The sequence below is a fragment of the Streptomyces sp. NPDC031225 genome (genome assembly GCF_055570355.1).
This window is the reverse complement of record NZ_JBVIHJ010000009.1, coordinates 156,085-181,085: the sequence shown is the minus strand read 5'-3', so window position 1 is coordinate 181,085 and position 25,001 is coordinate 156,085. Positions and strand designations below refer to the sequence as shown.

The 25,001-nt window shown below is 69.4% G+C and carries 21 protein-coding genes and 2 tRNA genes; 17 read left to right on the top strand and 6 right to left on the bottom strand.

Going from position 1 to position 25,001, the window contains the following annotated elements; all coding sequences use genetic code 11:
* Positions 1-64 precede the first annotated feature (64 nt).
* On the top strand, positions 65-2,578 hold the full coding sequence (locus ACZ48Z_RS17765; protein ID WP_468736768.1) for a serine/threonine-protein kinase: 2,514 nt from the start codon (positions 65-67) through the stop codon (positions 2,576-2,578).
* Positions 2,579-2,638: 60 nt separating this feature from the next.
* On the opposite strand, the gene ACZ48Z_RS17760 is transcribed toward ACZ48Z_RS17765, so the two are convergent.
* Entirely contained in the window at positions 2,639-4,051 is a 1,413-nt protein-coding gene (locus tag ACZ48Z_RS17760; RefSeq protein WP_468736767.1) for an amino acid permease, read from the bottom strand.
* Between the two features lie 205 nt (positions 4,052-4,256).
* Here ACZ48Z_RS17760 and ACZ48Z_RS17755 point away from each other — a divergent pair, with 205 nt between their 5' ends.
* Positions 4,257-4,742: a ribose-5-phosphate isomerase gene (locus ACZ48Z_RS17755; protein WP_468736766.1), complete on the top strand. Its 486-nt coding sequence runs from the start codon at positions 4,257-4,259 to the stop codon at positions 4,740-4,742.
* A gap of 142 nt (positions 4,743-4,884) precedes the next feature.
* Positions 4,885-5,700, top strand: coding sequence for an Fpg/Nei family DNA glycosylase (locus ACZ48Z_RS17750; RefSeq protein WP_468736765.1), 816 nt, complete (start codon positions 4,885-4,887; stop codon positions 5,698-5,700).
* Positions 5,701-5,734: 34 nt separating this feature from the next.
* Here the strand turns inward: ACZ48Z_RS17750 and ACZ48Z_RS17745 are convergent, their stop codons facing one another.
* On the bottom strand, positions 5,735-6,964 hold the full coding sequence (locus ACZ48Z_RS17745) for a GNAT family N-acetyltransferase (protein WP_468736764.1): 1,230 nt from the start codon (positions 6,962-6,964) through the stop codon (positions 5,735-5,737).
* A gap of 148 nt (positions 6,965-7,112) precedes the next feature.
* Between ACZ48Z_RS17745 and ACZ48Z_RS17740 the strand changes: the two genes are divergently transcribed.
* On the top strand, positions 7,113-8,294 hold the full coding sequence (locus tag ACZ48Z_RS17740; RefSeq protein WP_468736763.1) for a SpoIIE family protein phosphatase: 1,182 nt from the start codon (positions 7,113-7,115) through the stop codon (positions 8,292-8,294).
* A 117-nt stretch (positions 8,295-8,411) separates the two neighbouring features.
* Positions 8,412-8,876 (top strand): HD domain-containing protein, encoded by a 465-nt coding sequence (locus ACZ48Z_RS17735; protein ID WP_468736762.1) that lies wholly within the window; start codon positions 8,412-8,414, stop codon positions 8,874-8,876.
* Here ACZ48Z_RS17735 and ACZ48Z_RS17730 read toward each other — a convergent pair.
* A complete protein-coding gene (locus tag ACZ48Z_RS17730) occupies positions 8,873-9,997 on the bottom strand; it encodes an acyltransferase family protein (protein WP_468736761.1) in 1,125 nt (374 codons plus the stop codon). The two genes, ACZ48Z_RS17735 and ACZ48Z_RS17730, sit on opposite strands and share 4 nt — an antisense overlap.
* A gap of 365 nt (positions 9,998-10,362) precedes the next feature.
* On the opposite strand from ACZ48Z_RS17730, the gene ACZ48Z_RS17725 reads away from it, so the two are divergent.
* Positions 10,363-10,557 (top strand): hypothetical protein, encoded by a 195-nt coding sequence (locus tag ACZ48Z_RS17725; protein ID WP_328976437.1) that lies wholly within the window; start codon positions 10,363-10,365, stop codon positions 10,555-10,557.
* Positions 10,558-10,829: 272 nt separating this feature from the next.
* On the opposite strand, the gene ACZ48Z_RS17720 is transcribed toward ACZ48Z_RS17725, so the two are convergent.
* Positions 10,830-11,249, bottom strand: coding sequence for a DUF6083 domain-containing protein (locus ACZ48Z_RS17720; protein WP_468736760.1), 420 nt, complete (start codon positions 11,247-11,249; stop codon positions 10,830-10,832).
* A 263-nt stretch (positions 11,250-11,512) separates the two neighbouring features.
* On the opposite strand from ACZ48Z_RS17720, the gene ACZ48Z_RS17715 reads away from it, so the two are divergent.
* On the top strand, positions 11,513-11,944 hold the full coding sequence (locus ACZ48Z_RS17715; RefSeq protein ID WP_468736759.1) for a DUF7144 family membrane protein: 432 nt from the start codon (positions 11,513-11,515) through the stop codon (positions 11,942-11,944).
* A gap of 131 nt (positions 11,945-12,075) precedes the next feature.
* Here ACZ48Z_RS17715 and ACZ48Z_RS17710 read toward each other — a convergent pair.
* Positions 12,076-12,149: transfer RNA gene (locus ACZ48Z_RS17710), tRNA-Gly, on the bottom strand.
* Positions 12,150-12,324: 175 nt separating this feature from the next.
* On the opposite strand from ACZ48Z_RS17710, the gene ACZ48Z_RS17705 reads away from it, so the two are divergent.
* The 5 genes from ACZ48Z_RS17705 to clpX all read left to right on the top strand — a co-directional run bounded on the left by ACZ48Z_RS17705 (position 12,325) and on the right by clpX (position 17,162).
* A tRNA-Pro gene (locus ACZ48Z_RS17705) sits at positions 12,325-12,401 on the top strand.
* Between the two features lie 217 nt (positions 12,402-12,618).
* Positions 12,619-14,019, top strand: a complete 1,401-nt coding sequence (gene tig, locus ACZ48Z_RS17700) for a trigger factor (RefSeq protein WP_468736758.1) — start codon at positions 12,619-12,621, stop codon at positions 14,017-14,019.
* A gap of 325 nt (positions 14,020-14,344) precedes the next feature.
* Positions 14,345-14,965 carry an ATP-dependent Clp protease proteolytic subunit gene (locus ACZ48Z_RS17695; protein WP_389109426.1) on the top strand — a complete coding sequence of 207 codons (621 nt, stop codon included), beginning with the start codon at positions 14,345-14,347 and terminating at the stop codon, positions 14,963-14,965.
* A 69-nt stretch (positions 14,966-15,034) separates the two neighbouring features.
* Positions 15,035-15,715 carry an ATP-dependent Clp protease proteolytic subunit gene (locus tag ACZ48Z_RS17690; RefSeq protein ID WP_468736757.1) on the top strand — a complete coding sequence of 227 codons (681 nt, stop codon included), beginning with the start codon at positions 15,035-15,037 and terminating at the stop codon, positions 15,713-15,715.
* Positions 15,716-15,875: 160 nt separating this feature from the next.
* Positions 15,876-17,162 carry an ATP-dependent Clp protease ATP-binding subunit ClpX gene (clpX, locus tag ACZ48Z_RS17685; protein ID WP_468736756.1) on the top strand — a complete coding sequence of 429 codons (1,287 nt, stop codon included), beginning with the start codon at positions 15,876-15,878 and terminating at the stop codon, positions 17,160-17,162.
* Positions 17,163-17,233: 71 nt separating this feature from the next.
* Here clpX and ACZ48Z_RS17680 read toward each other — a convergent pair whose 3' ends face one another.
* Complete coding sequence (locus ACZ48Z_RS17680; RefSeq protein ID WP_468736755.1) at positions 17,234-18,271, bottom strand: hypothetical protein; 1,038 nt, start codon at positions 18,269-18,271, stop codon at positions 17,234-17,236.
* 136 nt (positions 18,272-18,407) lie between these two features.
* On the opposite strand from ACZ48Z_RS17680, the gene ACZ48Z_RS17675 reads away from it, so the two are divergent.
* The 5 genes from ACZ48Z_RS17675 to ACZ48Z_RS17655 all read left to right on the top strand — a co-directional run bounded on the left by ACZ48Z_RS17675 (position 18,408) and on the right by ACZ48Z_RS17655 (position 24,891).
* Complete coding sequence (locus tag ACZ48Z_RS17675; protein ID WP_468736754.1) at positions 18,408-21,032, top strand: valine--tRNA ligase; 2,625 nt, start codon at positions 18,408-18,410, stop codon at positions 21,030-21,032.
* Positions 21,033-21,216: 184 nt separating this feature from the next.
* Entirely contained in the window at positions 21,217-22,701 is a 1,485-nt protein-coding gene (folC, locus tag ACZ48Z_RS17670; RefSeq protein ID WP_468736753.1) for a bifunctional tetrahydrofolate synthase/dihydrofolate synthase, read from the top strand.
* A 7-nt stretch (positions 22,702-22,708) separates the two neighbouring features.
* Positions 22,709-23,065, top strand: a complete 357-nt coding sequence (locus ACZ48Z_RS17665) for a DUF4233 domain-containing protein (protein WP_468736752.1) — start codon at positions 22,709-22,711, stop codon at positions 23,063-23,065.
* A 64-nt stretch (positions 23,066-23,129) separates the two neighbouring features.
* Positions 23,130-23,546: a nucleoside-diphosphate kinase gene (gene ndk, locus ACZ48Z_RS17660; protein ID WP_328747491.1), complete on the top strand. Its 417-nt coding sequence runs from the start codon at positions 23,130-23,132 to the stop codon at positions 23,544-23,546.
* Positions 23,547-23,871: 325 nt separating this feature from the next.
* The gene (locus ACZ48Z_RS17655; protein WP_004931372.1) at positions 23,872-24,891 is read left to right on the top strand and encodes a rod shape-determining protein; all 1,020 of its coding nucleotides are present in this window, start codon (positions 23,872-23,874) and stop codon (positions 24,889-24,891) included.
* The last annotated feature ends 110 nt before the right edge of the window (positions 24,892-25,001 follow it).

Genomic DNA, 25,001 nt, shown 5'->3' with positions numbered 1-25,001 from the left:
AGGGCTCCTGGTGACGGGGCGATATCGCCTGGTCGAGAGTATCGGCCAGGGGGGAATGGGGCGGGTGTGGCGAGCCGCCGACGAAATGCTCGACCGGCAGGTCGCGGTCAAGGAGATGCGGATCGACGGCCTCGACGCCGAGGACGCCCGCACCCGCCGTGAACGGACCCTGCGCGAGGCCAGGGCCACCGCACGCATCGACCACCCCAACGTCGTACGGGTCTACGACGTCGTGGACGAGGGCGAACGCCTGTGGATCGTCATGGAGCTGGTCACCGGCCCCTCCCTGGAACGGATGATCGTCGAGGACGGCCCGCTGAGCCCGCGCTCGGCGGCACTGCTCGGCCTCGGCCTGGTGGAGGCACTGCGCCAGGTGCACGCGCGCGGAGTCCTGCACCGGGACATCAAACCCGGGAACGTCCTGGTGGAGTCCGGCGACCGGACCGGCCGCCGGATCGTCCTCACCGACTTCGGCATCGCCGCGATCCAGGACGCCAAGGCACTCACCATGGTCGGCATGCTCGTCGGCTCCCCCGACTACATGGCCCCCGAGCGGGTCTCCGGCCGCCCCCAGGGCCCGCCGTCCGACGTCTGGTCCCTCGGCGCGACCCTCTGCGCGGCCCTGGGCGGCCGCTCCCCGTTCTCCCGCGACACCACACTCGCCACACTGCACGCGGTCCTCTACGAGGAGCCGGAACTCCCCGCCACCGCGGGCCCGTTGACGGAGATCCTGGCGGCCCTGCTGGAGAAGGACCCGTCGGTGCGCCCTGGCCTGGACGACGTGGAGGCGGCCCTGCGCACGGTCGCGTTCCCGACGGTCGCGCCCACGCCGACCCTGCGGGTGAGCGCGGGAGACGGCACCGGGACGGCGGAGCCGGGAGCACGCGTCCACGAGGCGGACGATGAGCGGGAGGGGGCCGAGGGGCCGGACGCGTCCAGTGGTCCGGCGGCCCCGCCGGACCCGGCGGAGGCGACACCGCCGTTGAACTGGGCCCCGCGTGAGTCGCACACGCCCGCCTATCTGGACAGCCGGGTCGTACGGGCGGCACGCGATCCGCGGCTGCCGGAGTCGGGGGTGCCGGAGTCGGAGGCCGTGGGCGGGACGCCCGTGCCGGAGCGTGACGCTGCGGGGGCGGAGCCATCGGATGCCGTTCCGGCCGGACACGCGCCGTCGGCCACGTCGGCCCCGGGGGAGGCCCGGTCCGCCCCCGTGGCCGACGTGGCCGACGTGGCCGACGAGACTCCCCTGGCCGCAGACGTCGTGGGCGAGGAGCCCCAACCACCCACGCCGGCCGAGCAGTTCACCTCGTCAGCGGCACCTGAGCCGTCGGCTTCCCATGTCGCCAGTGCCTCCACCGAGGCCGTCTCCGGGGAACGTTCGGAGGTTCGGTCCGAGGCGCCGTCCGGGAACGCGGTGGGAGCCGTACTCCGCGCGGGCGCCGTCACGACCAGTACGCCCGTCGCGAGCGCTCCCACCCAGGACTCCCTCTCGGCCGGCGCGCCCACGGAGCACTACCCGATGCCGGACGCGCCGACCCGGGACACCCCCACGCGCGCCGCCTCCGCCCCCACCCGGGTCGGACCGGTACCGGCGGCCGCCCGCGGTTCCCGCCCCGGCGTCTCCCTGATCCGCGGCCGACAGGCCGTACCCGACCAGAACTCCGGCCCGGGCGACGGAACGGGGCCCGCCCCCGAGCCCCGGCCCAAGCCCAGGCCCGACTCCGGCCGGGATCCGGCCCCCGCGGTCCCCGTCCCGGCTCCCGACGCAGCGGCCACCCCCGACCCGGCCGCAACTCCCGACCCGGAGCCGACCGCAGCTCCCGACCCCGGCTCAGGCCTCCTCCTCGGTCCGCATCCCCTCCGCATGCCCCCCGGCGAACTCCCCGGCCCCGCTGTGCCCGTAACGCCGGCCACGCCCCGAAGCGGCCGTCGCCGGACCGCTCTCGTGGCCGCCGGGAGCGTGCTCGTCGCGGGTGCCGCAGTGGTCGGCGTACTCCTCGCGAACACCTCGGGCTCGCCCGGCGATGACAAGGCCGGCGACTCCCCGGCCGCGTCGGTGTCGGCCTCCGCGTCCGCGTCGCGGTCCGGCTCGTCCACCGGCGGCTCGCCGTCCTCCCCGTCCTCCACCGTCGAGGGCACCTCCCGCCCCCGTTCCCTCCCACCCGGCGCACACGAGGAGGCCGGAGGGTTCGCGTGGGCGACACCCACCGGCTGGCGACGGGACGTCAGGACCGGGGCGGAGGTCCACTACACCTCGCCCGACGGGAAGCAGGAACTCGTGGCCAAGTCCTCCCTGGCCCGGGGCGACCTGATGGAGACCTGGGAGACCTCCGAGCAGAACGCCCACCGGGGCCAGGACTACAACAAGATCCGCCTGGAGGAGACGACGTTCCAGGACCACCCCGCGGTGGTCTGGGAGTACACCTTCACCCTCGGCGGAGTCCCCTGGCACGCCCAACTGCTCGGCTTCAACGTCGGCGACAAGTCGTACCAGGTCAACACCTGGTACCAGCCCGACATCGAGGGACCGGCCCTCAGGACGTACGGCAAGGTGAAGGACAGCTTCACCGTCCTGTAGGCGCAGCTGAAGGGCCCCGCGGCACACGCCGCGGGGCCCTTCACCACACCGTCGCACAGGTCAGCCGACGGACACCTTGTCCGTGACCTCGCCCGCCGGGTCCGAGGCCCTGCGCCGCCCCCGCACCCTCTCCCTCACCACGGCGATGACCAGCACCACGGCCGCGACGAGCAGCGACAGCAGTACGGTCTCCCGTCCGTCGTGCTCCGTGTCGGTCAGCATGTATCCGAGGACGAACACGATCAACGCAGCCGTCGCCCAGGTCAGATACGGGTACAGCCACATCTTCACGACCAGCTTCTCCGGCGCCTCGTCCTGGATGATCTTCCGCATCCGCAGCTGCGAGAAGCAGATGACCAGCCACACGAACAGGGCCACCGCACCTGAGGAGTTGACGAGGAAGAGGAAGACCTTGTCGGGGGAGAGGTAGTTGAAGAACACGGCGACGAAGCCGAACACCACCGACGCGAGGATCGCGGCCATCGGCACACCCCGGCCGTTGACCCGCGCGAACGCCTTCGGCGCGTCTCCCCGCTCGCCGAGCGAGAAGGCCATCCGGGAGGCCGTGTACAGGCCGGAGTTGAGACAGGACAGCACCGAGGTCAGCACGATGAAGTTCATGATCTGACCGGCGTGCGCGATCCCGAGGGAGTCGAGCGCGGCGACGTAGGAACCCTGTTCGGCGATGGACTTGTCGTTCCACGGCAGCAGCGTCACGACGACGAAGATCGAGCCGAGGTAGAACACGCCGACACGCCAGATGATGCTGTTGGTCGACTTCGTGACGGCGCGCTGCGGGTCCTCCGACTCACCGGCGGCCAGGGTCGCGATCTCGCTGCCCATGAAGGAGAAGACGACGAGCAGGACGCCGGTGAGGATGGCGCCGGGCCCGTGGGGCAGGAAACCGCCGTGGTCGGTGAGGTTGGAGAGCCCCGCCTTGTCGCTGTCGACACCGGGCAGCACCCCGAAGACAGCCAGGCCGCCGATGACGACGAACGCGCTGATCGCCACGACCTTGATCCCGGCGAACCAGAACTCGAACTCGCCGTAGGAGGCGACGGAGACGAGGTTGGTGGCGGTCAGCACCACCATCACGATGAGCGCCCACCCCCACTGCGGTACGGCGGGGATCCACCCTTCGAGGATCTTGGCGCCGGCGGTCGCCTCGACGGCGAGCACGACGACCCAGAAGAACCAGTACAGCCAGCCGATGGAGAAGCCGGCCCAGCGCCCCAGCGCGCGGTCGGCATGCGCGGAGAACGAACCCGAGGTCGGGTTCGCGGCGGACATCTCACCGAGCATCCGCATCACGAGGACGACGAGCGTGCCGACGAGGGCGTACGACAGCAGGATGCCGGGTCCGGCGGTGGCGATACCGGAGCTGGAGCCCACGAAGAGGCCCGCTCCGATGACACCGCCGATGGCGATCATCGAGAGGTGACGGTTCTTGAGTCCGGCCTGGAGACCAGTCATACGGGGAATTCCTTCGTACCGGGTGTGGGGGTCCCCGTACGAGCGGCGTACGGGTCGGTCCAGTGAATCGGAGGCAAAGAAATCCGTGAACCTTTGAATCCAGATTGTTACTTGAGGTTTCCTTGAGGTTCTATTGGTGGGCTCACATTTTTCCTGGCCGACACCCGAGGCTGCTGCCCCGAAACAGCCGTGTCACACTCATCCCATGCGCGTGTACATCGGCTCCGACCATGCGGGCTTCGAACTCAAGAACCACCTCGTCGACTGGCTGAAGGCGGCCGGTCACGACGCGGTCGACTGCGGCCCCCACATCTACGACGCCCAGGACGACTACCCGCCGTTCTGCCTGCGCGCCGCCGAGCGCACGGCCGCCGACGCCGGTTCCCTCGGCATCGTGATCGGCGGCTCCGGCAACGGTGAGCAGATCGCGGCGAACAAGGTGAAGGGCGTCCGGGCGGCGCTCGCCTGGAGCGTGGAGACCGCGTCGCTGGGCCGCCAGCACAACGACGCCAACGTCGTCGCGGTGGGCGGGCGCATGCACACGCAGGAGGAGGCGACGAAGTTCGTCGAGACCTTCCTCAACACCCCGTTCTCCGGCGACGAACGCCACCAGCGCCGCATCGACATGCTGGCCGACTACGAGACCACGGGCGACCTCCCCCCGATCCCACCCCACCACCCGCAGCAGTAGCCTCCGGTGTAATCAGCCCCTCCGGCGTTTGAGGAGCGGGGGCCCAGGGGCAGAGCCCCCGAAGGACGGGACGGGTAGGGGCGGCGGGGGCGAAAACGCTGGGGCCCGCCCCCACCCACCCGCAGACGAACAGGGAGCACCCGTGCCTGAGGGGCACACGATCCACCGCCTCGCCCAGGACTACGGCGCCGCGTTCCTACACACAGCACCCCGCGTCACCAGCCCCCAGGGCAAGTTCTCCGACGCCGCCGCCCTCCTCGACGGCTCCGAACTCACCCACACCGAAGCCCACGGCAAGCACCTCTTCCTCGGCTTCCGAGCCGCCGACTGGATCCACATCCACCTCGGCCTCTTCGGCAAGGTCACCTTCGGCGGAGCCCCCGCACCCCCGCCCACCGACACGGTCCGCCTCCGCCTCGCGAACACCACGGCGTACGTCGACCTCCGCGGCCCCACGACCTGCGCCCTGATCACCCCCGCCGAGAAGCAGTCGATACACGACCGCCTGGGCCCCGACCCCCTGCGGTCCGACGTCGACGCCGACCCGCAGACCGCGTACCGACGGATCTCCCGCAGCCGTACGACGATCGCCGCCCTCCTGATGGACCAGAAGGTCATCGCGGGCGTGGGCAACGTCTACCGGGCGGAGGTCCTCTTCCGGCACCGCATCGACCCGTACCGCGCGGGCCGGGACATCACCCCCGCCGAGTGGGACGCGATCTGGTCCGACCTGGTCGCCCTCATGCGCGAGGGCGTCCGCGACAACCGCATCGACACCGTCCGCCCCGAACACACCCCGGAGGCGATGGGCCGCCCGCCCCGCGTCGACGACCACGGGGGCGAGGTCTACGTCTACCGCAGGGCCAACCTGCCCTGCCACATCTGTGGCGGCGAGATCCGCACCGCCGACCTCGCCGCCCGCAACCTCTTCTGGTGCCCGGCCTGCCAGAAGCGGTGAACTCCGGGCACCCGCCCGGATCCGCCGGGTCCCGTCAGAAGCCGTGCGGCAGCCAGGGCGCCACCGCCGACCCGAACCCCACCGCGGCCTCGGCCAGCGCCCCCTGCCGCACCTCCCGCACCAGCCCGGCCGCCGCCAGCGAGGCGAGGCTCACGCCACCGAGGTAGGCCGCCCCCAACTCCCGTACGGACAGAGCGAGATCGGCCGAGTCCGTCGTACGCTCGCACGACGCGCCCTTGGCGTCCCCGCTGAGCCGCCAACGCCCGGAGTTCCAGGGGCAGAAGGCGTCCTCGACCTCCAACACCACGTCCACCGGCGCCTGGTAGGTCCGCGCCTGCAGCGCGGCCCCGACGTCCACCAGCCGTACGTGCAGCGAGTCCCGCACCAGCAGTGAGCAGCGCCGGACGTCGGAGACGAGGTACTGCCAGGGCTCGTCCACCGGACGCCGCCGGGCGTCGATCCGCGAGGTGAGGTCGAGGTCGAACAGGAACCGCCACAGCGCGCCCTGCGCGGCCGGATCCAGCGCGTCCAGATCCGAGATCACCACCGTGCCCTTGGGCCCGGCCGCCTCCCACTCCGCCTTGACCCGGAAGCGCACGAACCCCACGACCTCCCCGTCCCGCTCCGCGACCACGCACTGCAGCGGCGAGGCGCCGTCCCGCTCGCTCTCCGGGTCGAGCAGCCACAGTTGCTCCCAGCCGGGGTTCCGGGCGACCATTCCCGGCCGCCGCGAGACAAGTTGGGCGTACACCGCCTCGCACGCGTCGAGCACGTCGGCGGGCGCCGCGTACCGCAGTTGTACGTCGTCGGTGCCGGACGGCACGGACAGCCGTACACGGGTCGTGTCGATGTCGGCGTTGAGGTGGTACGTGCCGACGCCGTACCCGAACCGGCCGTAGATCACCGGCTCGGAGGCCGTGAGCACGGCCAGCGGTTCGCCCCAGGAGTGCACGTCGTCCAACTGCCGCCGCATCATGGACGTCAGCACCCCGCGCCGCCGGTGCGTGCCCGCCACGCTCACCATCGTGACGCCCGCGGCCGGCACCGACGCGCCGCCCGGCACGGTCAGCCGGAAGGCGAACGCCCCCGCCGTGCCCACCCACCGGCCGCCGTCCCAGGCCCCGATGGACCGGTCGTACGCGGTCAGCCCGCGAAACAGCTCCCGCTCCTCGGCCGACTCCGGAACCCCGCCGAAAGCGCGGATCAGGTTGTCGTACCACTCGTCCCAGTCGTCCTGCCGAAGCACCCGCAAGTCAGTCCCCATGAACCATGCCTACCAGGGCTTCGCGGGACGAGCGAGGGAATTTCGGCTGATCACGCAGCTGAGAATCCTGTGAAGTCGAAGCTCGCACGGGGGACAAGTCGTACCTCCTGTGCCAAGCAGGGGGTTCGACGGATAAGGTCCCGAACTAATGGCAGCAGGACGAGAGCGGCGCGCGGAAGCCGATACGTTCACGGCCCGGTTGAAGATGCAGTGGCACCGGGTCCGCACCGGCCTGCGCAGAAGTGCCGTCGACTACTTCCGCGGCGACGGTTCGGACTGGGTCGCGCTGGCCGGCCTGCTCCTCACCGTCCCGCTGATCGCCGCCACCACCCTGATGAACTCCGTGTGGTGTTCACCGGCGGCGCTGGTCCTGCCGATCGTCGCCGGCGGCCTGCTGCTGCGCCCGGCGAGCCTGCTCAGCCTGTACGCGGCGGCGGCGACCGCGCTGATCGTGGAGTCGATCCAACTGGGGCCGTACACGGAGGGCGCGGCGCGGGTCACCCCCGGCGTGGTGCTGGTCGTGGCCGCCTGTGGCTTCTTCGGTCTGCTCATCGCCCAGTTCCGCAGCCGGGTCGGGGTGCCCTGGCGGCGCGGCGGCACCATGCTCTTCGACCTCCGTGAACGCATCCGCGTACAGAGCAAGTTGCCCCAGCTGCCGCACGGTTGGCACCGGGAGATGGCGCTGCGTCCCGCGGGCGGGCAGTCCTTCTCCGGCGACTTCGTGGTCGCGGCGCGGACCAACGGCGGCCGGACCATGGAGGTCGTCCTCACGGACGTCTCCGGCAAGGGCATGGACGCGGCCTCGCGGGCGCTGCTGCTGTCGGGCGCGTTCGGAGGCCTGCTGGGTTCGCTGCCCCCGCACGCCTTCCTGCCCGCCGCGAACGGCTATCTGCTCCGCCAGGACTGGGACGAGGGATTCGCGACCTCGATCCACCTGGTCCTGGACCTGGACTCGGGCGACTACGAGCTCTACTCGGCCGGCCATCCGCCGGGGCTCCAGCTCAGCGCCGGCAGCGGCCGCTGGGAGGAGAAGGCCGCGGAGGGCCCCCTCCTCGGCGTCTACGACGGCGCGCAGTTCGACCCGGTGAAGGGCTCGCTGCGCCCCGGGGACGTCCTGATGCTGTTCACGGACGGTCTGGTGGAGACCTCCGAGCGGGACATAGTGGAGGGCATCGACCGGCTGACGGGCGAGGCCGACCGGTACGTCGCCGGCGGCTTCCACGGCGCGGCCTGGCATCTCATCGAGGCGGTCGCGAAGGACGTCAACGACGACCGGGCGCTGCTGCTGATCTGCCGGGAGGGGCCCACGGCCGCGGCGATGCCACGCTGACCGACGGCACGTCACGCCCGCCCGCCCAGGGGAGGGGTTGCGCATCCAGCCGTTCAGCCACGGTGCCCTCGCCGCCATGAGGTGCCGCGCGACGCCGCGGGGCGGCACACTGAACGCGTGACGCACACCCCCGAGTTGACCCTGGCCGAAGTCGAGACCCTCGCCCGCGCCGCACACGAGGGCCAGACCGACAAGGCGGGACAGCCCTACGCCGAACACCTGCGGGCCGTCGCCGACGGCGTACGCGCGCGTGGCGGCGACGACGAGCAGATCGCGGCGGCCTGGCTGCACGACTCCGTCGAGGACGACGCCCTCTCCGAGCACTGGCTCGACCAGGCCGCGCTGAGCCGTCGTACGAAGGACATCGTGCTCGCGCTCACCAAGCGGGCCGGAGAGCCGCCCGAGGCGTACGCGGAGCGCATCCTCGCGACCCCGGGCGCCCTGCTGGTGAAGGAGGCGGACCTGGCGCACAACGCGGACCCGGCGCGCCTGGCGGTCCTGGACGGGGCGACGCGGAAACGACTGACCGAGAAGTACGCGAGGATGCGCGCGCTTCTCGGTCTTCGGCAGCCGTCGGTCTAGGCGTCGACCGTCTCGCGACGGGCGGCCTGCCGGGGCGCCTCCCGTCCCCGGGCCGCCTCGGCTGCGTCCCGCCTGAACGCCCAGTTCATGTCGGGCTCCATCACGGACCGGAAGACCCGGCGCACGGGCGCGGTGCACAGCAGGGTGACGGCGACCGCGGCGAGGGCGCTCAGGAAGAGCTCGCCCAGCGGCCGGTGCAGCCAGGCGTGGTCGAACCAGCCCGCGAAACCGGCGCCCTTGATCAGGAAACCGTGCAGCAGATAGCCGTACAGCGTGCCCGCGCCGAGCGTGGTGAACCACATCCGCCGGCCTGGCACCCAGGCGAAGAAACAGGCCGTCAGCAGCAGCGAGGCGCCGAACATGGCCAGCACCATGACCGGACCCGTCCACCAGGGCGCGCCCATGTTCTGGGCGGCGTCGCGGTGGTAGAACCACGCGGTGTTCATGCGGGGCACCGCCCACCAGCCGACGGCGAGGGCCGCCGCGAACACCGGCACCGCCACGATCCGCATCGAGCGCCGGCGCACCATCCGGAAGTGCTCGGGCTTCATGACCAGACCCAGCACGAAGTAGGGCAGGAACTGGAGGACCCGCTGCAGGTCCAGGTCGTCGCCGATGTCCGGGGTGACGGACGCCAGCATCGCGATGCCGAGCGCGAGCGGCAGCGGCCACCGCACCAGGTTCCAGACCGGCGTGGTGAGCCGCCAGATGAACAGTGCCACCAGGAACCAGGTCAGGAACCACGGGTCGAGGAGGCTGATCTCCATGCCCGGGTCGTGGTCGGCGTAGCGCTTGAAGAGGGAGTACGCCGTCTCGAAGACGATGTACGGCACGGCGACACCGGTGATCAGCCGTTTCAGCCGGTCCGGACGCATGTCGAAACTGCGCGAGAAGAAGCCGGAGATGATGATGAACGCCGGCATGTGGAACGAGTACACGACCGTGTACACGCCCTCCAGGATCCGGCTGTCGCCCTTTACCGGCTCCCAGGAGTGCGCGACGGCCACCAGGACGATCGCCAGGTACTTGGCGTTGTCGAAGAAGGCGTCGCGCTGCTTGCCGGGCGGCGGGTTCTGCGGCGAGCGCGGACGGGGGACTGCGTCGGCGGCGGCTGGAAACATCTGAGGGACCCTAGTGTCGGCTGTGTGTTTCCGTGTAACCAGCTGGGTTGTTGCCGCTTGTCCACTTCCAAGCTGGTTTCAGCGCACCTGCATTGTCATGATTGATCAGCAGAAACCGGCGCATTCCGACACCCTTGGCACGTCTGTGCCGATGATTCGAATTGTCTGCGAATGGGATGTGCGGACGCGATGGACGCATACCGAAAGGAACCGGCCAGGGAACGTGGGGCAGGTATGGGCATGGCCAAACGTTGGGTCACCCGCCGCATATGCGGGCCGCGTTGGTGGCACGATGGTTCTGGCGGGGGTCGCGGGGTCGCGTCCCCGGGCCGGGAGAGCGGGACCGACCGAGGGTGTGATCAGTTGTGGCCATTTCGCTGTCAGTGGTGCTGCTGTTGGGGATCATCCTTGTGGTGTTGATCCGGGGAGGGTCCATCAAGGCCGGCCCCGCCATAGTCGCGGTGCTCTTCGGCTTCTTCCTCGCCTCGACCGGCATGGCCGACGACATCCAACGCTTCCTGGACTCGATAGCGGACACCATCAACTCGATCCAGTTCTAGCCCCGAACCACCGGCTGGCGCACCAAGGACCACCGGCCCGATCCCGCACGGGGACCGGGCCGGAGCTCTGACCACTGCGGCGCGTACGGCGGTTCAGCTCCGCGCGCCCACGGCTGTAGCGGCGCCCACGCGGGGCATCCCCTCGCCGTACAGGGCCTGACAGCCGAACCAGGCCAAGGCGACGCATGTCAAAACACGTACTGCCCGCTGTTCCCCGCGCGGCGCCACTCGATCGGGCACGCCAGGGGCGCGGGTTGCTTCCCTGCTGTGCTCTACGGCTCGCCCTGCTCGGGGACGCACATCATGCGGTGCGCCGGTACGACAGGCTCGCCGGGCAGCGGATCGATGCCACGGACCCTTACGGCCACGGTATCGGTCGTGACGCGGGATGGGTCCGGCAGCCGCATCAGACGCCAGCGGAAGGGCTCAGGGACGTCCTTGGCGGGCAACTCCACCGGGGCCAGACTGACCCATCGGTCGTACGTGGTCGGGTAGATGCGCACAAATGCGCCACACCTGGGGCAGGTCGGAGGCTCGATCCACGACACGTCGTCGGGATCCGGGTCCGGCCTCGGGGGAGCGGTGGCCCCGTCGGTCGTGGCCATCTCGTTCGCGAAGACGTTCCAGCACGCCTCGCAGAACCTCGCCATGAGATCGATCCGCCCGCGCTCGCGCACGGTGAGGCTCGTCATCCCGCAGCGATGGCATAAGTGCGTGTCCTGATCCTTGGTCGCCCCCATGTGTCCGAGTGTGAGCGAACTTGACCGGATCCCAGTAGGTCGCGATTTGGCCTTGTTTGGTGGTCATCTGCGTACACGACCCTGGTGCCGACGATTCGGCCCGACGGGTTGCGGTCGCGGCGCCGGGGGATTGCGCTGATCCTGGCAGGGGAGCGTGGCTGACGTCGCACGGGCGTTATGCGTCGGTCAGCGCGCTGTACAGGAAGGTGAGGGTCATGGCGACAGTGCCGAGCGAGACACGGCGAGGGCATGGGGCGCCGGGAAGCAGCGGAAGCCTCAGCGGCGCGTCCCTGTTCGCAGGGGCGGTGATGATGCTCAGCGGGCCGCTCAGCATTCTCATGGGTGCATCCGGCATCGCGGGGGACAACCTGTTCGCCGCGTCCCAGTACGCCTATCGATTCGACCTGACCGCTTGGGGCTGGATTCACATTCTGGCCGGCCTGGCACTCGTCATTGCCGGTCTGGGTGTCGTGAGCAACCAGGGCTGGGGCCGCGGAGCCGGTGCGGCGGCGGCAGGGATCAGCCTGATCACCCAGTTCATGTTCGTGCCGTACTACCCGCTGTGGGCCATCCCCGTAATGGCACTGGACCTTCTGATCATCTTCGCGCTCACGAGGTTCCACGCCGGAGCCGAAAGCGATTGGTGACACGCCCCCTCCACCGGCACGCAAGCGGGCACGGAAAGCCAGGAAGAAACAAGACCCAAAGTCCCAGGGGCACGCGGAAAACGATCAGGGCCAGGCGGAGGAAACATCCTCTGACCTGGCCCTGATGTGTATGGAGCGGGCGACGGGAATCGAACCCGCGTAGCTAGTTTGGAAGACTAGGGCTCTACCATTGAGCTACGCCCGCACAGCATGCGCCGTGGATCACTGCCCGGCGGCACGGAAGCATCGTAGCGGGTCGTGCCGCCCCGCCGCACATCCCTTCCCCCGGGTCACCCCCGCGCGGGCGCACTCCGCCCCGGCACTCGTGAAATGCGGCAACCCCGCTGCCTGCGGGCATGTACCCTACGTGTCGCACCAGACGGGGTGTGGCGCAGCTTGGTAGCGCGTCCGCTTTGGGAGCGGAAGGCCGTGGGTTCAAATCCCGCCACCCCGACCACCTGCGCGATCTCTCGCGGACCGGCTGCGCGATCACCTCGCGCGAGCGGGTTCGTGATCGCCTTTGGGGCGTGTCGCCGCTGCCGTTACTATGCAAGCTGCACGCCCGTGTGCCTCATCCACTGGATCTCCACTGGAAGACCCCCGGGCGGCGAATCCGCCGGAGCCGTTCTGGCACCGGCAGAAACCAAGAAGTCAGCCCCCAAGGAGACCGAACCGTGAAGAGCGCCGTGGAGACCCTGAACCCGACTCGGGTTCGGCTCAGCATCGAGGTGCCCTTCGAGGAGCTCAAGGACAGCCTCGACGCGGCGTACAAGAAGATCAACCAGCAGGTCACGGTGAAGGGCTTCCGCAAGGGCAAGATCCCGGCCCGCGTCATCGACCAGCGGTTCGGCCGCGGTGCGGTGCTGGAGGAGGCGGTCAACGACGCGCTTCCCAAGTTCTACACCGAGGCGGTCAACGAGGCCGAGATCGACGTCCTCGGCCAGCCCGAGGTCGACATCACGGAGCTGAAGGACGGCGAGACGCTGAACTTCACCGCCGAGGTCGACGTCCGCCCGGCCATCGAGATCCCGGACTACTCCGGCATCGAGGTCGAGGTCGACTCCGTCGAGGTCACCGACGAGGACATCGCGAAGTCGGTCGAGCAGCTCCGCGAGCGCTTCGCCTCGACCTCCCCGGTCGAGCGTGCCGCCGAGGACGGCGACGTCGTCACCATCGACCTGGAGGCCAAGGTCGAGGGCGAGATCCTGGAGGACGGCGTCGCCAGCGGCGTCTCCTACACGATCGGCTCCGGTGAGCTCCTCGAAGGCATCGACGACGCCGTGAAGGGCCTGGAGGCCGGTGGCGAGGCCACCTTCGCCTCCGAGCTCAAGGGCGGCTCGGCGGCCGGCAAGGAGGCCGAGGTCACCGTCAAGGTCACCCAGGTCGCCGCTCGTGAACTGCCCGAGCTGGACGATGAGTTCGCGCAGCTCGCCTCCGAGTTCGACACTCTCGAAGAGCTGAAGGCCGACAGCCGCAAGCGCCTCGAGAACATGAAGCAGTACGACCAGGCCACGCAGGCCCAGGAGCGCGTCCTGGAGAAGCTGCTGGAGCTCGTCGAGGTGCCCGTCCCCGAGAAGCTGCTCGAGGAAGAGATCAACACCCGCAAGCACAACCTGGAGCACCACCAGCTCGGCCAGATGGGCCTCGACCTCGAGAAGTACCTGGAGATCCAGGGCAAGACCGAGGAGGAGTTCGTCGCCGAGACCAAGGAAGCCGCGGTCAAGGGCATCAAGACGCAGTTCGTCCTCGACGAGCTCGTCAAGCGGGAGAAGCTGAACGTCAACCAGGAGGAGCTCACCGAGCACCTCATGCGCCGCGCCGCCTCCTCCGGCATGTCCCCCGACCAGTTCGCCCAGGCCGTCGTCGAGGGCGGCCAGGTTCCGCTCCTCGTCGGCGAGGTCGCCCGCGGCAAGGCCCTGGCCGTCGTGGTCGAGGCCGCCACGGTCAAGGACACCAACGGCGAGGTCATCGACCTGGACGACGACGAGGACGAGACGGCCGCGGCCGCTGCCGAAGAGACCCCGGCCGCCTCCGAGGACGCCCCGGCCGAGGCCGAGGAGAAGACCGAGGGCTGACGCCCCCGGCACCTCTGATCAGCAGTACGACGGGCCCCCGGGAGTCACTCCCGGGGGCCCGCCGCGTCCGGGGGCCGGTGACGGCCCAGGGATGCGGGGGACCGTGCGACCGGCCCCGGAGGGCCCGTGGCCCGCCCGACCGCCCGGGGCCCCGCGCTACGCCCCCGGCGAACAGCCACGTATCCGGGATTCCCCGAAGGGACCAGCGCGTTAGGGTCCATGAACAAGAGGGCGATTGGAGTCCTCCAATGGCTCCAGCCCCGCAGGGAACACGCAGGGAAACGTGAGACGGCCCGGCGCCGTCGTAAGACGAGCAGGTGGATACGTGACGAATCTGATGCCCTCCGCCGCCGGCGAGCCCTCCATCGGTGGTGGCCTCGGCGACCAGGTCTACAACCGGCTGCTCAACGAGCGGATCATCTTCCTCGGCCAGCCGGTCGACGATGACATCGCAAACAAGATCACCGCGCAGTTGCTGCTCCTTGCCGCGGCCGATCCCGACAAGGACATCAACCTCTACATCAACAGCCCGGGCGGCTCGATCACGGCCGGCATGGCGATCTACGACACCATGCAGTTCATCAAGAACGACGTGATGACCATCGCGATGGGTCTGGCCGCCTCCATGGGGCAGTTCCTGCTCAGCGCGGGCACCCCCGGAAAGCGCTTCGCGCTGCCGAACGCCGAGATCCTGATCCACCAGCCCTCCGCCGGTCTCGCGGGTTCCGCGTCGGACATCAAGATCCACGCCGAGCGGCTGCTGCACACCAAGAAGCGCATGGCCGAACTCACGGCCCAGCACACGGGTCAGTCGGTCGAGCAGGTCACCCGTGACTCGGACCGCGACCGCTGGTTCGACCCCGAGGAGGCCAAGGAGTACGGCCTCATCGACGACGTGATCAGCACGGCTGCCGGCATCCCGGGCGGCGGCGGCACCGGGGCCTGACCGCCCCGCGGGGCCCGAACGGCCCCAGAGAGCCCCCAGCCGACCGCCACAGCCCCTAGGAGACAGACAGTGAACGACTTCCCCGGCTACGGCCTCTACGACCGCACACGCGCCGAGTACGCGGGCCCCGTGGCCGAGTCCCGCTACGTGATCCCCCGCTTCGTCGAGCGCACCTCGCAGGGTGTCCGCGAGTACGACCCGTACGCGAAGCTCTTCGAGGAGCGCGTGATCTTCCTCGGCGTGCAGATCGACGACGCCTCCGCCAACGACGTCATGGCGCAGCTGCTGTGCCTGGAGTCGATGGACCCCGACCGGGACATCTCGGTCTACATCAACAGCCCCGGCGGCTCCTTCACGGCGCTCACCGCGATCTACGACACCATGCAGTTCGTGAAGCCCGACGTCCAGACGGTCTGCATGGGCCAGGCCGCCTCGGCCGCCGCCATCCTGCTGGCCGCCGGTACACCGGGCAAGCGCATGGCGCTCCCGAACGCCCGGGTGCTGATCCACCAGCCCTACAGCGAGACCGGCCGCGGACAGGTCTCCGACCTGGAGATCGCCGCCAACGAGATCCTCCGGATGCGCGCCCAGCTGGAAGACCTGCTGGCCAAGCACTCCACGACGCCGATCGAGAAGATCCGCGAGGACATCGAGCGCGACAAGATCCTCACGGCCGATGACGCCCTGGCGTACGGCCTGATCGACCAGATCATCTCCACCCGGAAGATGAACAACGCCTCCGTCCGCTGACGCGAAGCCGTAGGATATGCCGCCCCTTGGCACAGTGCACGTCGAAGTGAACCCTGCCAAGGGGGGCCCGAACGGGGGGCCCGGCAAGGTACCGTCGGACATAAGGCAGCACCAGGAGCCGCTGGACCTAGGCGTCTCCCAGGCGAAGGGGAAGCACACCGTGGCACGCATCGGTGACGGCGGCGATCTGCTCAAGTGCTCGTTCTGCGGCAAGAGCCAGAAGCAGGTCAAGAAGCTCATCGCAGGGCCTGGTGTGTACATCTGCGATGAGTGCATCGACCTCTGCAACGAGATCATCGAGGAAGAACTCGCGGAGACGAGCGAGGTGCGCTGGGAGGAACTCCCCAAGCCGCGCGAGATCTTCGAGTTCCTCGAGGGCTATGTGGTGGGCCAGGACTCGGCCAAGAAGGCCCTCTCCGTGGCGGTGTACAACCACTACAAGCGCGTCCAGGCCGGCGAGAACGGCGGCGGCAGCAGCCGTGACGACGCGATCGAGTTGGCCAAGTCCAACATCCTCCTGCTGGGCCCCACGGGCTCCGGCAAGACGCTCCTCGCGCAGACGCTGGCCCGCATGCTGAACGTCCCGTTCGCGATCGCGGACGCGACGGCGCTCACCGAGGCCGGGTACGTCGGCGAGGACGTCGAGAACATCCTGCTGAAGCTCATCCAGGCGGCGGACTACGACGTCAAGAAGGCCGAGACCGGGATCATCTACATCGATGAGATCGACAAGGTCGCGCGGAAGAGTGAAAACCCCTCCATCACGCGGGACGTGAGCGGCGAGGGCGTGCAGCAGGCACTGCTCAAGATCCTCGAGGGCACCACCGCCTCCGTCCCGCCGCAGGGCGGACGCAAGCACCCGCACCAGGAGTTCATCCAGATCGACACGACGAACGTCCTGTTCATCGTGGGCGGTGCCTTCGCGGGCCTGGAGAAGCTCATCGAGTCCCGCGCAGGAGCCAAGGGCATCGGCTTCGGCGCGACGATCCGCTCCAAGCGTGAGCTGGAGGCCAAGGACCAGTTCGAGGACGTCATGCCCGAGGACCTGGTCAAGTTCGGGATGATCCCCGAGTTCATCGGCCGGCTGCCCGTCATCACCTCGGTCCACAACCTCGACCGCGAGGCCCTCCTCCAGATCCTGGTCGAGCCCCGCAACGCGCTGGTCAAGCAGTACCAGCGCCTCTTCGAACTCGACGGCGTGGAGCTGGACTTCGAGCGTGAGGCACTGGAGGCCATCGCCGACCAGGCCATCCTCCGCCAGACCGGCGCGCGAGGCCTGCGCGCCATCATGGAAGAGGTCCTCCAGGGCGTGATGTACGAGATCCCGTCCCGCAAGGACGTGGCCCGCGTCGTCATCACGGCGGACGTCGTCCACTCCAACGTCAACCCGACACTGATCCCGCGGGACGCGCGCGGGCGTGGTCCGGGCGAGCAGAAGACGGCGTAGCCACACAGGACATGTGAAGGGGCCCCGGTCAACCGACCGGGGCCCCTTCACGGTTGGGCTGTCGGCGTCCGTCAGGACGCGACGCGCACATCGTTGCGGACCTTGGCCGTCAGTTCGGCCGCTTCCGTCATCGTGGTGCTCTTGCCTTCGGTCAGGGCGGCCATGTCGTACGCGAACACGTAGGTGACCGTGCTGTGGTCACCCCAGATGCACACCGGCATCGAGATGGTCTGACCGGACTCGGTGGTCTTGATCTCCTGGCACTTCATGACGCCGTTCTCGAAGCCCGTGGGGGTGAACTCCTTGGGGCTGCCCACGAACGAGCCCGAGCCTGAGTCCTTCGAGGAGCCCGTCTTGGCCTGGGCGAACATCGCGTCGACGACCTTCTCCGGGTCGTCGATCGTGCCGTAAACGCCCGCGAACATCAGGGACTTGGTGCTGAGGCCGGTGCCCGAGGAGTAGGTCGCGCTGACGTCCTTGGCGTCCTTGACACCCCACGACTCGGCGTCCTTGACGTCGCTCTCGCTCAGCGCGCCGACCCCGGCGTCGCTGCCCTTCTTGTACTCCCCGCCGAGGATCGTCGCCGGAGCCGCCAGCTTGTGCGCCCCGTCGTCGGAGACGTCGGAGCCGCCGCTGCCGCCCCCGCGCCCGATCACCAGATACGCGCCGACCGCGATCGCGGCCACGACCGCCACCGCGCCGAGGATGATGCCGATCTTCTTCCCGCTGCCGCCGCCGGGCGCCGGGGGCTGCGGGACGCCGTAGGGGGCCTGGCCGTACGGCGGCTGCTGACCGTACGGGTCCTGTTGGCCGTAGGGAGCCTGCGGCTGACCGTACGGCGGGGTCTGCGGCGGGACGCCGCCCTGCTGCGGGTAGCCATAGCCGGGCTGCGCCTGCGGCTGGCCCTGAGGGGCCTGCGGGGGCTGCTGCGGATAGCCGTAGCCGGGCTGCGCCTGGGGCTGGCCCTGAGGGGCCTGCGGGTAGCCGTAGCCGGGCTGGGGGGCCTGCGGCGGCTGGCCGTAGGGGCCCGGCTGGCCGTACGGCCCGGGCTGCTGCGGCTGCCCGGGCTGCTGAGGCTGCCCGTACGGGCCCGGCTGGTTGTGACTCATCTCTGGGTTCCCCTCCAGATGCTTATGTGTTCCCGACATCCTGGCTCAGGCGCAGCCGGCGCACCGCGTCGGGGCCCCCACCGTTACAGAACAAACGCGTTTCGGGACAGGCCCACCAGGCCCCTAAACTGACCCCGTGACCGAGAACGCTCAGCAGCAGCCCACAGCGCCCAGCACCGAACTGCCGACCCAGTACACGCCGGCCGAGGTAGAGGGGACGCTGTACGAGCGCTGGGTGGAGCGCGGTTACTTCACCGCCGACGCGAAGAGCGACAAGCCTCCGTACACCATCGTCATCCCGCCGCCGAACGTCACCGGCTCACTGCACCTGGGCCACGCCTTCCAGCACACGCTCATGGACGCCCTCACGCGCCGCAAGCGCATGCAGGGCTACGAGTCGCTGTGGCTGCCGGGCATGGACCACGCCGGTATCGCGACCCAGAACAAGGTCGAGCAGCAGCTCGCCGAGGAGGGCAAGTCCCGGCACGACCTGGGGCGCGAGGAGTTCGTCGAGCGCGTCTGGCAGTGGAAGGAGGAGTACGGCGGCCGGATCCTCGGCCAGATGCGACGCCTCGGTGACGGCGTCGACTGGAGCCGTGAGCGGTTCACGATGGACGAGGGCCTGTCCGAGGCCGTCCTCACCATCTTCAAGCGGCTCTACGACGACGAGCTGATCTACCGCGCCGAGCGCATCATCAACTGGTGCCCGCGCTGTCTGACGGCCATCTCGGACATCGAGGTGGAATACCAGGAGGACGCGGGCGAGTTGGTCTCCATCCGCTACGGCGAGGGCGAGGACAGCCTCGTCGTCGCGACCACGCGCGCGGAGACGATGCTCGGTGACACGGCGGTCGCCGTCCACCCGGACGACGAGCGCTACAAGCACCTCATCGGCAAGCAGATCAAGCTTCCGCTGACCGACCGCACCATCCCGGTCGTCGCCGACACCCACGTCGACCCCGAGTTCGGCACCGGCGCGGTCAAGGTGACCCCGGCACACGACCCGAACGACTTCGAGATCGGCCGGCGCCACGACCTGCCGTCCCTGACGATCATGGACGAGCACGGCGTCATCACCGTCCACGGCCCCTTCCTCGGCCTGGACCGCTTCGAGGCCCGCTCGACCGTCGTCGGCGCCCTCAAGGAGCAGGGCCGCATCGTCGCCGAGAAGCGCCCGTACATGCACTCCGTCGGCCACTGCTCGCGTTGCAAGACCACGGTCGAGCCGCGCCTTTCGATGCAGTGGTGGGTCAAGGTCGGCCCGCTCGCCAAGGCCGCCGGTGACGCGGTCCGCGACGGCCGGGTCAGGATCCACCCCGAGGAGATGTCGAAGCGCTACTTCGACTGGGTCGACAACATGCACGACTGGTGCATCTCGCGCCAGCTGTGGTGGGGCCACCGCATCCCGATCTGGTACGGCCCGGACGGCGAGGTCGTCTGCGTCGGACCCGACGAGGAGCCGCCGTCCGGCGAGGGCTGGAACCAGGACCCGGACGTCCTCGACACCTGGTTCTCGTCCGGCCTGTGGCCGTTCTCCACGCTCGGCTGGCCCGAACAGACCGAGGACCTGCGGAAGTTCTATCCGACCGACGTCCTGCTCACCGGCCACGACATCATCTTCTTCTGGGTCGCCCGGATGATGATGTTCGGCCTGTACGCCATGGACGGGGTCGCCCCCTTCCATACCATCGCCCTCACCGGCCTCGTCCGCGACGAGTTCGGCAAGAAGATGTCCAAGTCGAACCCCAACGCGGTCGACCCGCTGGTGTGGATGGACGCGTACGGCTCCGACGCCGTCCGCTTCACCCTCGCCAACGGCGCCAACCCGGGCGCGGACGTGCCGATCGGCGAGGACTGGGTCAAGGCCTCCCGGAACTTCACCAACAAGATCTGGAACGCCACCCGCTTCGCCCTCATGAACGGCGCCACGGTCGAGGGCCCGCTGCCGGACGCCTCCGAGATGTCGGCGACGGACCGCTGGATCCTGTCCCGGCTCAACACCACGGTCGCCCAGGTCGACGCGTACTACGACGACTACCAGTTCGCCAAGCTCGCCGACGCGCTCTACCACTTCGCGTGGGACGAGGTCTTCGACTGGTACGTCGAGCTGTCCAAGACGACCTTCTTCGCGGGCGGCAAGCAGGCGCGGGTCTCCGGCCGGGTCCTCGGCGAGGTCCTCGACGTGACGCTGCGACTCCTCCACCCGGTCATCCCGTTCGTGACGGACGCCCTGTGGACCACCCTCACCGGCGGCGAGTCCCTGGTCGTCGGCGAGTGGCCGACGGACAGCGGGTTCCGCGACAAGGACGCCGAGGACGAGATCGCGCTGGTCCAGCGGGTCGTCACCGAGGTCCGCCGGTTCCGCAAGGACCAGGGGCTGAAGGACGGTCAGAAGGTCCCCGCCCGTCTGGAACTGGCCGGCACCGCGCTCGCCCCGCACGAGCCGGCCATCCGCCAGCTCCTGCGCCTGCAGCCGGAGGGCGATGCCTTCGCGGCCACGGCGACCCTCCCGGTCGCGGGGGCCACGGTCGCCCTCGACCTCTCCGGCACGATCGACGTCGCCGCCGAGCGCAAGCGCCTCGCGAAGGACCTGGCGGCGGCCGAGAAGGAGAAGGCCCAGGCCAACGCCAAGCTCGGCAACGAGGCCTTCCTCGCGAAGGCCCCGGACAACGTGGTGGACAAGATCCGCGGCCGCCTGACGAAGGCGGACGAGGACATCGAGAGGATCCAGCAGCAGCTGGACCGCTTGCCTGAGGCGTAAAGCACACGGGGCCCCGGGGTCGTCTGGACTCCGGGGCCCTGCGCCTGCCCAGGGGCGCGGGGCTGTGTCAACGCGGCTCCGCCGCGTGGGCGCGACCAGCCACAGACCTCCCCGCGCCCGCCAGGCGGCACCAGCCACCCCACTCCGAAGGCACTCTGTCAGTCGGCCTCCGTAGACTGACTGCGTGAGTGACAGCGACCCCTTCGACGAGATCATCGCGAACGAGACCGACCGCGACCCCGACCTCGCGGTCATCGAGGCCGGCAGCCGCACCCTGCGCACCCAGGGCGGCCCGCCGGAGGCCGACGTGCCCGGACGCCCCGAGGACCCCGAGGTCGACAAGGCCCTGCGCGAGGTCGAGGCGGAGCTCGCCACCCGCTGGGGCGAGACCAAGCTGGAGCCCTCGGTCAGCAGGATCGCCGCGCTGATGGACGTGCTGGGCGAGCCGCAGCGGTCGTACCCCTCGATCCACATCACGGGGACGAACGGCAAGACCTCCACCGCCCGCATGATCGAGGCCCTCCTCGGTGCCTTCGAGCTGCGCACGGGCCGGTACACCAGCCCCCACGTCCAGTCGATCACCGAGCGCATCAGCCTGGACGGCGCCCCGATCTCCGCCGAGCGGTTCATCGAGACGTACGAGGACATCAAGCCGTACATCGGGATGATCGACGCCCAGCAGCAGTACCGGCTGTCGTTCTTCGAGGTGCTGACCGGGATGGCGTACGCCGCGTTCGCGGACGCCCCCGTCGACGTGGCCGTCGTGGAAGTGGGGATGGGCGGCTCCTGGGACGCCACCAACGTGATCGACGGCGATGTCGCCGTGGTCACCCCCATCGACCTGGACCACACCGACCGGCTCGGCGAGACACCCGGCGCGATCGCCGTCGAGAAGTCCGGGATCATCAAGCAGGACGCGACCGTGATCCTGGCCCAGCAGCCGGTGGACGCGGCACAGGTGCTGCTGAAGAAGGCCGTCGAGGTCGACGCCACGGTCGCGCGCGAGGGACTGGAGTTCGGGATCGTGTCCCGGCAGGTCGCCGTCGGCGGCCAGCTGCTGACGCTGCGCGGCCTCGGCGGTGAGTACGAAGAGGTGTATCTGCCGCTGCACGGCCCCTACCAGGCGCACAACGCGGCTGTGGCGCTCGCCGCCGTCGAGGCGTTCTTCGGCGTCGGCGCCCAGCGCCCGGAGAGGCTGGACATCGACACCGTCCGCAAGGCCTTCGCCGCCGTCTCCTCCCCGGGCCGCCTGGAGGTCGTACGGCGTTCCCCGTCCGTCGTCCTGGACGCCGCGCACAACCCGGCGGGCGCCCGCGCCACCGCGGAGGCCATTGCCGAGGCCTTCGAGTTCAGCCGGCTGATCGGTGTGGTGGGCGCGAGCGGCGACAAGAACGTGCGGGGGCTCCTCGAAGCCTTCGAGCCGATCTTCGCCGAGGTCGTCATCACGCAGAACTCCAGCCACCGGGCGATGGACGCCGACGAGCTGGCCGCGATCGCCGTCGAGGTGTTCGGCGAGGACCGCGTCCAGGTCGAACCGCGGCTGCCGGACGCCCTGGAGGAGGCGATCACGCTGGCCGAGGAGGACGGCGAGTTCGCGGGCGGCGGGGTGCTCGTCACCGGGTCGGTCATCACGGTCGGCGAGGCCCGGCTGCTGCTGGGAAGGGGCTGAGCCGGTCATGCGTACGCTCTGTGCCTCGACCCTGATCGGCGAGTTCTTCGTCATCGGCTTCGCCGGACTGGTCGCGATGAAGGACCCCGATCTGGCCGGCTCCACGGTGTGGACGGTCAGCGGCATCGCCATGTTCGCGTGTCTCGCGCTGTGCGGGATGGTGACCCGGCCAGGCGGCATCGCCCTCGGCTGGGCACTGCAGCTCGCCCTGATCGTCTCCGGCTTCGTCGTGCCGGCCATGTTCCTCATGGGGGCGGTCTTCGCGGCCCTGTGGTGGGCCTCCGTGCACTACGGCCGGAAGATCGACGAGGCGAAGGCGAGATTCGCCGCCCAGGCGGACTCCACTACACCTGACGCTGCGTAACGGACGAGCCGACACGCCCTGTAACCTCGTTCTACCGCACATCTCAGCAGGCAAGGAGCCCCTCGTGAGCCAGCGCACCCTCGTCCTCCTCAAGCCCGACGCCGTCCGTCGTGGCCTGACCGGCGAGATCATCAGCCGCATCGAGCGCAAGGCGGGCTGGGCGATCACCGCGCTGGAGCTGCGCACCCTGGACCAGGACACGCTGGAGCAGCACTACGGCGAGCACAAGGGCAAGCCCTTCTACGAGCCGCTGGTGGAGTTCATGGCCTCCGGTCCGGTCGTCGCGCTGATCGTCGAGGGGGAGCGGGTCATCGAGGGCGTGCGCGCGCTGGCCGGACCGACCGACCCGATCGCCGCCGCGCCCGGCTCCATCCGCGGCGACTTCGGTGTCATCGTCCGCGAGAACCTCATCCACGCGAGCGACTCCGTCGAGTCGGCCGAGCGGGAGATGAAGATCTTCTTCCCGGGCGGGGCTGCCTGACCGGATCACGGAGAGCCGTCTTAGGGAGTTTTCGTGGACGTTTCTGATGAGACGTCAGTTCAAATCCTCGCCTGACCTGGGGCGGCCGGATGTTTTCGGCCGTCCCTCGGCATATGCGCGCCGATCGGGGGAACGGGTGCCCCCTATGGACCGTCTCCACAAGCGAGGCGGCGTTTGATCTGCTGACAATGGCGAAGACCCTCGCGCAGTGTTCGGGCAGGCGCGTCTACGATGGAAGCCTTCACGTCACTGCACCCACTTCGCCGACCTGAAAAGCCCTCAAAAGCTCCCAGGGAAGGCCACACGAATCCTGATGGGGAACTCAATGTCGTTCATCGGCCGTGACATGGCTGTCGACCTCGGGACCGCCAACACGCTGGTGTACGTCAGGGGTCGCGGGATCGTACTCAACGAACCGTCCGTCGTCGCGATCAACACCAACACCGGTGGCATCCTCGCGGTCGGCGCCGAAGCGAAGAAGATGATCGGGCGGACCCCCGGCAACATCGTTGCCGTGCGGCCGCTGAAGGACGGCGTGATCGCCGACTTCGAGATCACCGAGCGGATGCTCCGCTACTTCATCCTGAAGATCCACAAGCGGCGGTATCTCGCGAGGCCGCGCGTCGTCGTGTGTGTCCCCTCGGGCATCACGGGCGTCGAGCGCCGCGCCGTCATCGAGGCGTCGTCCCAGGCCGGCGCCCGCCAGGTGCACATCATCGAGGAGCCCATGGCCGCGGCCATCGGCTCCGGCCTGCCGGTCCACGAGGCCACGGGAAACATGGTGGTGGACATCGGCGGCGGCACCACGGAGGTCGCGGTCATCTCCCTCGGCGGCATCGTCACCGCCCAGTCCATCAGGGTGGCGGGTGACGAGCTGGACAACGCGATCATCCAGCACATCAAGAAGGAGTACTCCCTTCTGCTGGGTGAGCGGACGGCGGAACAGATCAAGATCACGATCGGTTCGGCATACGACCTCGACGCTGACGAACACACCGAAATCCGCGGCCGGGACCTCGTCTCCGGGCTGCCCAAGACCGTCGTCATCTCGGCCGCCGAAGTCCGCAAGGCGATCGAGGAACCCGTCAACGCCATCGTCGACGCCGTCAAGACGACCCTCGACAAGTGCCCGCCGGAGCTCTCCGGCGACATCATGGACCGCGGCATCGTCCTCACCGGCGGCGGCGCCCTGCTGCGCGGGCTCGACGAGCGGCTGCGGCGGGAGACCGGCATGCCGATCCACATCGCCGAGGACCCGCTGGACAGCGTGGCGCTCGGCTCCGGCAAGTGCGTCGAGGAGTTCGAGGCGCTCCAGCAGGTGCTCGACGCCCAGCCCCGCAGATGACGTAACGCTTCGATTCCGCCGTACGAGATGATCTCCTCTCGTGCGGCGGATCGTTGATATAGAGGCATAAGCTCCGCAAAAGACTCTGTTGCCACAAAGAACTCTGTTGC

Coding starts and splice junctions, on each gene's coding strand:
- ACZ48Z_RS17760 (WP_468736767.1), bottom strand. CDS start 4,051: ATGACTGGTCTCCAGGCCGGACTCAAGAACCGTCACCTCTCGATGATC.
- ACZ48Z_RS17755 (WP_468736766.1), top strand. CDS start 4,257: ATGCGCGTGTACATCGGCTCCGACCATGCGGGCTTCGAACTCAAGAAC.
- ACZ48Z_RS17745 (WP_468736764.1), bottom strand. CDS start 6,964: ATGGGGACTGACTTGCGGGTGCTTCGGCAGGACGACTGGGACGAGTGG.
- ACZ48Z_RS17740 (WP_468736763.1), top strand. CDS start 7,113: ATGGCAGCAGGACGAGAGCGGCGCGCGGAAGCCGATACGTTCACGGCC.
- ACZ48Z_RS17730 (WP_468736761.1), bottom strand. CDS start 9,997: ATGTTTCCAGCCGCCGCCGACGCAGTCCCCCGTCCGCGCTCGCCGCAG.
- ACZ48Z_RS17720 (WP_468736760.1), bottom strand. CDS start 11,249: ATGACGAGCCTCACCGTGCGCGAGCGCGGGCGGATCGATCTCATGGCG.
- ACZ48Z_RS17715 (WP_468736759.1), top strand. CDS start 11,513: ATGGCGACAGTGCCGAGCGAGACACGGCGAGGGCATGGGGCGCCGGGA.
- ACZ48Z_RS17680 (WP_468736755.1), bottom strand. CDS start 18,271: ATGAGTCACAACCAGCCGGGCCCGTACGGGCAGCCTCAGCAGCCCGGG.
- ACZ48Z_RS17665 (WP_468736752.1), top strand. CDS start 22,709: ATGCGTACGCTCTGTGCCTCGACCCTGATCGGCGAGTTCTTCGTCATC.
- ACZ48Z_RS17655 (WP_004931372.1), top strand. CDS start 23,872: ATGTCGTTCATCGGCCGTGACATGGCTGTCGACCTCGGGACCGCCAAC.